Raw genomic sequence first — 10118 nt, forward strand, 5'->3', positions numbered from 1 at the left:
ACCGGTCTGCCGATGATATCGCCAATGGCGCTGATTTGCTCAGGGCTCCACAACCAGTTGAGCGCTGCCTCAACAAAGAAGACCGTATCCTCATGCATCCTGCGTTTGCCGGCAGCCTTGCGGCGGCTGGTGCTGAGCTTCTGCGCTACCGCAGGCTGGTAGCCATCTACAGAGCGATTACGGCGCAGTTCCCGCGAGACTGTTGACTTACAGACGCCTAACCGGCGACCAATCTCGGCCTGACTAACTTTGTCTTCACACAACAGAGCTATCTGGTATCGTAATCCTTCGGTTAACTGCTGATATTTCATAGTTATTCGCTCATCTTTAGTCGGAAGAGCAGGATAGCTTATCGGTAGCTAACCGTCCCTCCATCTACATGACCGAGCGTTGCACTTATTATCTGAATTCGCGAAAGGTCAGCGTGAGCAGATTATGGTCACATTTGACATCGCTATTATTTCTCAGCTGGACGATCTCGCCCAGCATGAAGGTCTGTCCCGCGCCGCACTAATCCGCATGGCCGTACGCCAGCTGCTGGATAAAGGGGCGCAGGTAGGGGGGTAAGGCGCTCTCTGTTAATTTAATATTAAAGTGATATTGTTTTGACTTTTATTGATGTCAATTCAGCATCAATTTAGTGTTGTTTTTACATCTTACTCCTTGCCTGCCGTCTCTGGCGTCATTCATCTCAGAAACGCCTGCTTCCCGCAAAGAAGATAATTAAGATCAGCCTCGCGACATTGCAAGACATTATTTCCGAATGTACCTTTTCGTCCAGGTGAAACAGCACGTTTTGCACACGGTGGCGGTGGAGCAGGGCGGGGCCGTTGGCGGCAGAACACTACATCTTGTGTGCCGATCAGCTGCCCGAGACACCATATGTGGGTTATCCACCGAAGCGGGGGATAAGGGCGGGATAACTGGACAGAATTACCGTTCTGTCCAGATAAAGAAAGAGGAAAGTTGTGAAACGCTTATGTGCGTTTCATTAATTCCTGAACGGCCTGCGTGATACGCTCCAGCGTGTGCGGCATGGCCTCAGCGCCGCCGCAGAATGCAAGGTATTCCCTGATTTCCCTGAAAGCCTCAAGCTCGACGGTGGCAGACTCCTGATCCGCGAAGCCAGTTTGTGTATTCACCGTTACGGTTTTTGCCGCCAGGTGGCAGCCCTGTCCGGCAAGAATCTTCATTGCATCACGGTAGCTATGTCCGGTAATGCAGGCGATCAGCAGTCGCGGGTCTAGATATTCACTACCGGTGTGTTTCAGGTGATCAAAACTTTTCACAATGTTCCTCTATGGATTCTGAAGCGCAGGCGATCTGTAGCGCTTGAATAGGTTATTTTTTCTGATGCACGTTCAGGGCATTTTTTAGGTACTGCACCGGTTCTGGCATGGGGTGGCTTTTGCCGGGTTTTGTTTTACGTTCATGTTTTGCATATTCATTCCCCAGTTTTTCCCAGTCTTTCGGGTACAGCGATTTGAAGGCTTCTAGGAAATCTTCAAAGGTGTAACCGGGTCTCAGTGAGTCGCAGGTAGTCTGATTTATTTTTTGGGCTTTTTGCATTCTAGGGTTGGAATTCATCCATTCTAATCGTTGATTCTTAGTCGGACAAAAGCTGCTTCTGGTTGGATTTTTTTGTTTTTCACCACCCTGCGAGAATCTAACATTGGTTGGATTCTCAGACGCCCCCTCTCGCGCGTTAATCCAACTCTCCACCTTCTGCCTGCTTCAACAATGTCGGAATGTGCGGCCCATACTCGACCTTGCCTCGTCCTGCTCGAATACCACTGCCAACCTTACGGGCTTCTTTGGAGTACAACGTCTTTGCACGGATGATGTCATAGCTGTAACCCCGACCTAACCGATTGGACATCTTGATCAAGCCGTTGAGCCCTTCGGTATACCCATTGGTGATTGAGAACGGCGCATCCCCGTAGGCAAAGATGTCGTCGTAATGGTTGTGTACCGTTTTCACCAATTTTTTGAAATGCTCCATGCCATAATGCGGAAGGCTGTTTTCCCAAGCCTCAAAGGCGTTCTGAGCGCTCTGCTTGTCGGGTTCGTCGTAGATGCAGTAGAAGGCTTCCTTGAAGTCATAGGCCACGGCAAGTTCTGGGATCGCCTTCTTTACAACCTCCAGCGCCTTTTGCTCCGCGGGCGTCAGGTTGCCGGGTCGCTTCAGGGTTAGCCAGCGAATGGAATTTTTGACGTAAATCCGATCTTCTTTGCTTAACTGTGCCTGATAGTTCTTGCGCTCCGCTTCCAAGGCTTCAGAGGCCATCTTGACGACATGGAACTTGTCGATCACCAGTTTGGCGTTGGGCAGATACTGAGCAAAGGAACCCTTGAAGGGTCGCCACATATCCGTACAGACCCATTCAACCTTGTCAGCATCCGGCAAATCCTTGAAGAAGGGCCTCAGGTGCTCTTGAGTACGATGCTCTAACATATCAAAGATGTTGTTGGTTGCTAGGTTGGTGATTACACAGCGATACTCGCCGGCCAGGTTCACTTCGTCGATACCCATAATGACCGGGGTTTCGTAACGAACGGTTTGGGAGAGTTCCTCAATGAGATCGTGAGCGATATTTTTGACGGTGTTCACTGCCACACCGGTTTGCTCGGCTAAAGCATGGAAGGTGGTTCCCAGGCACTGTTGCCGAATAACATCGACCAGCCGTTTGGTGGCTTGGCGTTTGTCATCCAGAAAACTCAACTCCGGCATGGACATTTTTCTGCACGACTCACAGCGAAAGCGCGGGCGCTGAACTTGAAGGCAGACGGGCTCCATGTACAACGGCGTGTCCATGAACTTGTTTTTACGCGTGCCGTGTTTGTGCATAGGGGTGTTGCAGTTTCCACATAACGGCACCTCGACTGTTACCGGCTCAGCAACTATCACAAGGCACTTGCTTTCGTGGCGCATATCGACCGGCTTGATGCCTGGCAGATTCAGCAGGTCAAGCATCGGCTTAATCCATATCCAGGTCGATGTCTTTGCCTTCGCGCAGCAGGTCATACACCATATCAACCAATGCGGTCATGCCCTGACGGTCAGACTTGAGCACCTGGGTTGCCAGCTTCTGATGACTGGACAAAGCACGAACAACCGCTTGCTGAACAGCGCCGGGGAGGTTGCTTTTCATAGCCTGCTCACGGGTATTGCTTTCCACCTGAGCCATGACGACATCGCTTTCACCGGTAATCGTTGAAATCTGATTAACGAAAGCCACCTGATCCTGGATCGGCGTCGCCTCACCAAACAGGCTGTTGAGTCGTTCGATAATCTCTTTGACGAATTTAGGTTTATCTCCTGCCGCGCCACCACCTCCTGCACCTGCCGGTTGCAATATCGGAGTTTCGTCTTCTGCGTTATCGGGTCGAGTATTGATGTCAAAGCCGGTGAGCACCAGGCCTGTCAACTCCACTTTTTCCGGTGCTTCGTGCAGCAGGCGTTTTTGCAGCAGTTTGGCGAAAGCAGTAAAATTCTCCAATGCTGGGTCACCGAAATCAATCAGTTGCGCGATATAGGAATAGGTACGGCAGAAGCGCCCCAGCTCCGACTTGAAGCCTATCAACGCCTTGATCTGCTCGGCATACTCATCCTGATGGTGATCGGCAGACTTCATACCCGCCTCATCACCCTTGGCGCGGGCTTTCTCAAACGCTGCTTCCCAGGTAGCCATGCCATCGCGCAGCATTTTCATCCTATCGTTATACAAAGCCGTCGCTCCCGCCGTAGCGGCATACAGCGCCTTGTGCTGCGGCGATTTAGTATGGGTGATATCGCGGATGGTCTTGAAGCGGGCTTCCTTGAATGCGGTCAAGTCCTTCTCGTCGTACAGGCCGTGCTCGTCCAGTCGCTCCTTGATCTCGTAGACCACATTGAGATCTTGCACTTCGCCGATGTGAGCGCCCTTGTCATAGGCGGCAAAGGCCTTGCGCACGTTCTCCGGGTCGTTCACGAAGTCGATGATAAAGACCTCATCCTTGCCTGGTGCCGTCCGGTTCAGGCGGGCGAATGTCTGCACAATCTCCACATGGTTAGCGATTTTCTTATCCACATACATGGCGACCAGTTTGGGCTGGTCAAAGCCGGTCTGGAACTTGTCGGCCACCAACATCACCCGGTATTCCGGGCGGTCAAAGGCAAAGCGCAAATCCTGCCCGTGGACATCCGGGTTCATGCTCTGCTCGGTGAACTCCTCGTTCTCATCGACGATAAACACATCGTCCTTGAACTCGCTGTCATCCTGGTGCATTACCTGCTTACCGGTCATCTTGCCGGAGAAGGCCACCAGTGAATGAATAAAGCCGTACTCGCTGTGCTGCTCGATATAGCGGTCAAACGCCTTCTTGTAGCGAATGGCAGCGGCACGGGAGCTGGTCACGACCATCGCCTTGGCCTTGCCATCCAGCCGGTGGGCGACATTCTTGGTGAAGTGCTCAACGATAAACTGTACCTTCTGGGTCACATTGGTGGGGTGCAATGACATCCACTGTGCCAGGGCGCGTTTGGCGGCCTTGCCGCTCACCCGTTTGCTGTCTTCAAGCTGTTTGGAAAGGTTGAATGCCGTTTTGTAGGGCACATAGCCGTTCAACACATCGAGAATGAATTTCTCCTCAATTGCCTGGCGCATGGTGTACAGGTGGAAGGCTTGCGGCGGGTTATCGTCCGAGGCCGGTTGGCTTGGATCTGTCGGGCGACCGAACAGCATCAAAGTGGAGTGCTTGGGCGTGCCGGTAAAAGCGAAGTAGCTGATATTTTCGGGGCGGGCACGGGACTTTTGCAGTTGCTCCAGCAGTTCATCCACCGTCATGGTGGACATCTTGCCTTGTCCGCTCATCCCCAGCGCGGTTTGCAGCTTAGCGGCGGTAGAACCTGTCTGCGAGTTATGCGCCTCATCAATGATTACAGCAAAGTTTTTCCCTTTCAGGGCCTTATCAGTGATGATGGCTTCCATCGCGTAAGGGAAGGTCTGGATCGTGACCACCACAATCGGTGTGCCAGACAACAATGCCTCCGAAAGCTGCTTGCTCTTCGACTTAGATGACTTCTGCCGGTCAATGGCGGCGATCACCCCAAACTGATGGTCAATCTGCTTCACCGCGTCCTGAAGCTGGCCGTCCAGCACATTGCGGTCGGTGACAATGATCACGCTGTTAAATACCGCGTCGCCGTTATCTTCGCGCAGTTTCACTAAGTCATGGGCCGTCCAGGAAATGGTGCTGGTCTTGCCGGAACCGGCGCTATGGTCACACAGGTAGGTCATGCCTGCGCCGTTTTCGTGGGCATCGGCCAGCATCTGGTTCACTGCCGTCCATTGGTGGAAGCGCGGGAAAATTAGGGTTTCTTTCTTCGACCAGTTGCCCTGAATATCCACAACGTCCTTTTTTTCGACGTAGACAAAGCTATGGAAAATCCGCAGCCAGGCATTCGGCTGGCAGACCGCTTCCCAGAAGTAGGCTACCGGGTATTCCTGGGTACAATCAGCCTTAATCTCACCTGGCGGGTTACCCGCATGTACCGTGCCGCTCTCGTTTTTGCGGCCCTTATTGAACGGCAGGAAAAAGGTGTTTTCTCCATCCAGCTTGGTCGCCATCATTATTTCAGATTCGGACATGGCGAAATGCACCACCGCCCCACGCTTGAAGGTCAGCAATGGTTCCCAGCGTATGATCTTGGCGTCATACGGCAGGCGATTATTGCGGTACTGATCCATGGCCGCTTCGCAGGACTGGGTGAAGTCGGTCTTCAGTTCGACGGTTGCCACCGGCAGACCGTTGATAAACAGCACCAGATCAATGGCAAATTCACGGGCCGGATGATACTTCAACTCCGGCACCACGCGCAGAATATTGGCCTGATAGCGCTCAATGACTGCTGCATTACGCTTGTCTTCCGGTGCGGCCTCTGTCATCTCGATCAGGCCGCAACCTGCAATGGAAAAGCCCTGGCGCAACACCTGCATGGTGCCTTGTTTCTCCAGTGCTTTATCCAGGCGATCCATCAGCACTTCAAGGGTTTTGGCCCCGTTTAGCCGTTCCAGCTTGTCCCATTTTTCCTGCTGGCCGCTGGTTTTGATCCAGCTTTCCAGATCTTCGGGGTACACTGCCCGCTCGGTGTCGTAGAACTTGGAATCACCCAGCCTCCAGCCCTGTTCTACCAACCGGTCGATGATGTGTTGCTGGAAGTGCTTTTCCTGATGTGCTGACGCTTGCATTTATTGTTCTCCTCGCAGATCAATCTGGCCGGTAACAGCGGCTGTGATAAAGGCGGCACGGCGTTCTTTGAGCAGATTTACACTATGCTCTGTTTTCTCAACTAGAGAATTAATGCGAGCCGTTCCTTCGTTGATTGCGCTGGTAATGTCGCGTTGCTCCTCGGCTGGAGGAATAAGCACTGGGAGTCTTCTGACATCCTCAAATTTTAAAGACTGCCTCAACCCCCCCCCCATTGCATAAAAGACTTTGCAATGATCGTATGAGCGCATCATCCATGTAAAATATGTGGAGGCAATGCTGTGCGGCTTCACGGCCATATACGCAGAGGTAATGATTCCCCTCTGCGTAACCTGGGCTGACCTCAAGCTCCTTTTGTCGTTTTGCAGATCGGTGAATCTGAATACGATTTCGCCAGGCTCTACGATTTGATAGGTTTCATAAGACTCCGGCATCAACCCCATATTTCTGGTTTCAGGCTTCTGAATGATGCATCCATAGCTAAGAGAAAGAATATTGGTTTCAACTAGACCAGTATTTTTTCGATTCAACTCTGCTACCAAAGCGAAGAACGGCTTCATCCCCCAATGCACCGGAACTTGCCCAATCCACTCAACGCCGGAATCCTTCATCTTCACGTTGGGGTCTAGGCCCTTGGTGACCGCGTGGGTAATCAGTGCCTGACGCTTTTCCTTAAGTAGCTCGATAAAGCGGGTTTTCTTCTCGATAAGCGCATCAATACGGGCTGTTTCGCGGTCGAGGGTGGTTAGTATTTGCGCTTGCTCAGACTGATCTGGGTATACAACTTCAATTGAACCGATATGCCACCAATCTGCACGAGGCATTTTGGCTCCCTCGCATCCTGACGCTATTTGATGCGTTACATCAGGAGTTAAAAGCAAATCTTGCAGCCATCTGGGCTCTGTTTTTTCAGCCCTCAGAACCAAAAATTCTGTTGAGCAGCACCCTGCCATCTCTGAAATAATGGCTTTTCGCAAATATGGACGTAGCTTACTGTACAGGACATCCCCTTCATAAAAGATGCCTACAGTTGAATCTTCTGATTGACGAGAGCTTTCATTCGTTGGCTTGTACTGCCCTGATCCTGCTTCTACATCCTCAAGTCCGATATAGATGGTTTCAATAGAAACATCATTTCGCCGTTCATTGCGCAATGATGCCAGTCGCTTGACTCTCACCACTTTCCAATGCTCCGGCACTTGCCCAATCCACTCAACGCCGGAATCCTTATACGCGGGATATGCTCTGTACTCGCTCATTCGCTGGCAACCTCCGCCAGTAGCGCAGCAATCTCGGCTTCTACCTGCTTCAGGTCTTCATCAATATCATGAAGCTTGCGCGGCGGCTGGTACTGGTAGAAGAAGCGGTTGAAGTTGATCTCGTAGCCAACGCGGCCCAATTGACCGTCCCAGGCATCGGTAAAGCTCTCATCCAGCCAGGCATCCGGCACATGAGGAAGTACTTCGCGGGCGAAGTAGTCGTCGATGTCCTCCAGATAGGGGACGTTCTCGTAATCAGTCAAATCTGTGTCGGGCACCAGCTCGTCGTTGGAATCAGTGACCGGCTCAGCTTCCGGGTCTTTGTGACCAAAGGCGTTGAACAGCGCGGTGATCAATGTCTTGTTGGATTTGACCTTGAGCTGCTTGGCTTCGTCGGACTTGATCGCGTCCCTGACAAAGGTTTCTGCCCATCTATAGGGCTGCGTTTGCCCGATAAGCGGCTTGAGGGCTTCGCGCCAGAATGTCTGATGCGCGTCAGAGAGCTTTTCCCAAGCGGCTTCGGCTTTCAGCCGCTCCATGCCCACCTTATCGAGCTCTAGGGTCATGCGCAGCGGGCGCAGTACCTTGATACGGCGGTAGCCAAAGGTACGGTAGTCCAGCATCTGGGAAAGCGCACCAGTTTCGCCTGCGGCGTAGATGTCCAGAATCTGGCGGCGCTGCTCATCGCTGACAATACGGCGCTTGTTGCCCTCGTTGCGGATTGAAGTCCACAGGTCGGTGGCGTTGATCAACTGCACCTTGCCTTTGCGCTCCTGCGTCTTCTTGTTGGACAGAATCCACAGGTAGGTGGCGATATTGGTGCGGAAGAACAGATCCGTTGGCAGAGCCACAATGGCTTCTATCAGGTCGTTTTCCAGCAACCAGCGGCGGATTTCCGATTCGCCAGACGCGGCACCGCCGTTAAACAGAGGCGAACCCGACAGCACGATAGCGGCGCGGCCACCGCCGTTGTTCGGCTGTTCTAGCTTGCTCGCCAGGTGCATCAAAAACAGCATGGAGCCATCGCTAATTTTCGGCAGGCCCGGCCCAAACCGGCCAAACTCGCCTTTTTTGTGTTCCGCTTCGACGGCGGTTTTGTCCTTCTCCCATTTCTTGCCAAAAGGCGGATTGGACAGGCAGTAGTGGAAACACTCACCGGCAAACTGGTCGTTAGACAGCGTGCTGCCCTGACGAATGTTCTTCGACAGATCTCGGCCAGGGTCGGACTCCAAACGGCGGATCAGCATACCGGCCACACAAACCGCATGGGTTTCCGGCTCCAACTCCTGCCCGTGGGGCAGCAGCACTGGCGGGATCTTGTCGCGCTTACCGTAGTCGCCCGCATGGTTCATAGCATCGGTGAGGAAGCCCCCCGTGCCACAGGTCGGGTCATACAGGGTACGAATCAAACCTGGGCTGGCCTCAAACAGGGCATCATCCGGGTCAAGCAGCAATGCGGTCGCCAGGTGAACGATGTCACGCGGCGTCATGAAATCCTCGGCCCCTTCATTTACCTCGGCACCAAAGCGGCGAATCAGGTGTTCGTAGATGTTACTCATCACCCGATCCGGCACCGTATCCGGGTGCAGGTCGATCTTGGCAAAGTTCTGGCAAATCTTGTACAGCAAGCCCGCTTTCTCCAGCCGGATCACCGTATTGCCAAACTCAAACTCCTCGAAGATAGCGCGTGCGTTATCCGAAAATAGGGCGATGTAGTCTTCCAGATTACGGCGCGTCTTGGTGCTACCCAAGGTGCCAAGGGAGTATTCAGAGGTGTTGTAGAAGGGGTATTCAGCGGTTGAGCGCAGAATGGTATCCAGCTCAACATCGGCATCCTTGAAAGCGTCATGCGCTTCTCTCACCGCCTCGCGAGTCGGCTCCAGCGCACACTCTAGGCGGCGCAGCAAGGTAAACGGCAAAATGATCTTGCCAAAGTCCGTATGCTTGAAGTCCCCCCACAGGTCTTCTGCGTTCTTCCAAATAAAGTCAGCCTGTGAAGCTGCCGATCCCGTAAATTCGTTCATTCTTGACTCCAACCACCTTTTGCATAGAACGGTACTGTAGTCAATCTGCGAATGTCAACCAGATTTTGCACAAAAGGGGATGGATTTCAATTCTTGGCTAAATCTGCGACCCTACCTCAGAATGCAAATAGCCTTTTTTTGATGATAACTGCCACGATATATCCTTTTCAGTTGAAGGAGAGCTGATTCATAGGTACGACATTTTAGCGCATAGCGCCAGCGATGTTATATGTGTAGTGGCACACTGATACTGGCTGTCAATACCGATCGAATTCTGACACACCCTGCCAAAGTAAAACTGACCCACCCCCTTTGAATTACTCGAACGTTGTTGCTTTCGTTTCCTTCTGGATTTGACCGCTTTTCAGCTTATCCTTCAATCGGTAGCATTGGCCGCTGATTTGGGCGATATGCGCATGGTGAAGCAGCCGATCCAGCATCGCTGCCGTCAGCGTTTCGTTATCACCAAACGTTCCGGACCACTGAGTAAACGGCAGGTTGCTGGTCAGGATCACGCTGCCTGACTCATAGCGTTTAGCAACGACCTGAAAGAACAGGTTCGTCTCCATTTTACCGAACGGCAGAT

The 10118-nt window shown here is 52.5% G+C and carries 9 protein-coding genes; 1 reads left to right on the forward strand and 8 read right to left on the reverse strand.

Annotation, left to right across the window (positions count from 1 at the left end; genetic code table 11):
• Positions 1-311: helix-turn-helix domain-containing protein (locus tag BBW68_RS17410; RefSeq protein WP_148127493.1), on the reverse strand; the 311-nt coding region annotated here is incomplete at its 3' end.
• 124 nt (positions 312-435) lie between these two features.
• Here BBW68_RS17410 and BBW68_RS18200 point away from each other — a divergent pair.
• Positions 436-567: a ribbon-helix-helix domain-containing protein gene (locus BBW68_RS18200; RefSeq protein WP_148127494.1), complete on the forward strand. Its 132-nt coding sequence runs from the start codon at positions 436-438 to the stop codon at positions 565-567.
• A 410-nt stretch (positions 568-977) separates the two neighbouring features.
• Here BBW68_RS18200 and BBW68_RS01640 read toward each other — a convergent pair whose 3' ends face one another.
• From BBW68_RS01640 to BBW68_RS01670, 7 genes are all read right to left on the reverse strand, one after another.
• Positions 978-1289 carry a hypothetical protein gene (locus tag BBW68_RS01640; protein ID WP_070133733.1) on the reverse strand — a complete coding sequence of 104 codons (312 nt, stop codon included), beginning with the start codon at positions 1287-1289 and terminating at the stop codon, positions 978-980.
• Positions 1290-1341: 52 nt separating this feature from the next.
• On the reverse strand, positions 1342-1722 hold the full coding sequence (locus BBW68_RS19345; protein WP_245675186.1) for a hypothetical protein: 381 nt from the start codon (positions 1720-1722) through the stop codon (positions 1342-1344).
• The gene (locus BBW68_RS01650; RefSeq protein ID WP_070133735.1) at positions 1706-2974 is read right to left on the reverse strand and encodes an ISL3 family transposase; all 1269 of its coding nucleotides are present in this window, start codon (positions 2972-2974) and stop codon (positions 1706-1708) included. Before BBW68_RS01650 ends, BBW68_RS19345 begins: the two co-directional genes overlap by 17 nt.
• Positions 2975-2978: 4 nt before the next feature.
• The gene (locus tag BBW68_RS01655) at positions 2979-6230 is read right to left on the reverse strand and encodes a type I restriction endonuclease subunit R (protein ID WP_070133736.1); all 3252 of its coding nucleotides are present in this window, start codon (positions 6228-6230) and stop codon (positions 2979-2981) included.
• Complete coding sequence (locus tag BBW68_RS01660) at positions 6231-7508, reverse strand: restriction endonuclease subunit S (RefSeq protein ID WP_070133737.1); 1278 nt, start codon at positions 7506-7508, stop codon at positions 6231-6233.
• On the reverse strand, positions 7505-9532 hold the full coding sequence (locus BBW68_RS01665) for a type I restriction-modification system subunit M (RefSeq protein ID WP_070133738.1): 2028 nt from the start codon (positions 9530-9532) through the stop codon (positions 7505-7507). The genes BBW68_RS01660 and BBW68_RS01665 overlap by 4 nt, the downstream gene beginning before the upstream one ends.
• A gap of 317 nt (positions 9533-9849) precedes the next feature.
• On the reverse strand, positions 9850-10118 hold a 269-nt coding region (locus BBW68_RS01670; protein WP_186821243.1), incomplete at its 5' end, for an ATP-binding protein.

This window comes from Candidatus Erwinia dacicola, from assembly GCF_001756855.1.
GTDB lineage: Bacteria > Pseudomonadota > Gammaproteobacteria > Enterobacterales > Enterobacteriaceae > Erwinia > Erwinia dacicola.

Excerpts from the sequence above, each read along its gene's own strand:
- BBW68_RS01665 (WP_070133738.1), bottom strand. The coding sequence starts at position 9,532 with ATGAACGAATTTACGGGATCGGCAGCTTCACAGGCTGACTTTATTTGG.
- BBW68_RS18200 (WP_148127494.1), top strand. The coding sequence starts at position 436 with ATGGTCACATTTGACATCGCTATTATTTCTCAGCTGGACGATCTCGCC.
- BBW68_RS01660 (WP_070133737.1), bottom strand. The coding sequence starts at position 7,508 with ATGAGCGAGTACAGAGCATATCCCGCGTATAAGGATTCCGGCGTTGAG.
- BBW68_RS01650 (WP_070133735.1), bottom strand. The coding sequence starts at position 2,974 with ATGCTTGACCTGCTGAATCTGCCAGGCATCAAGCCGGTCGATATGCGC.
- BBW68_RS01655 (WP_070133736.1), bottom strand. The coding sequence starts at position 6,230 with ATGCAAGCGTCAGCACATCAGGAAAAGCACTTCCAGCAACACATCATC.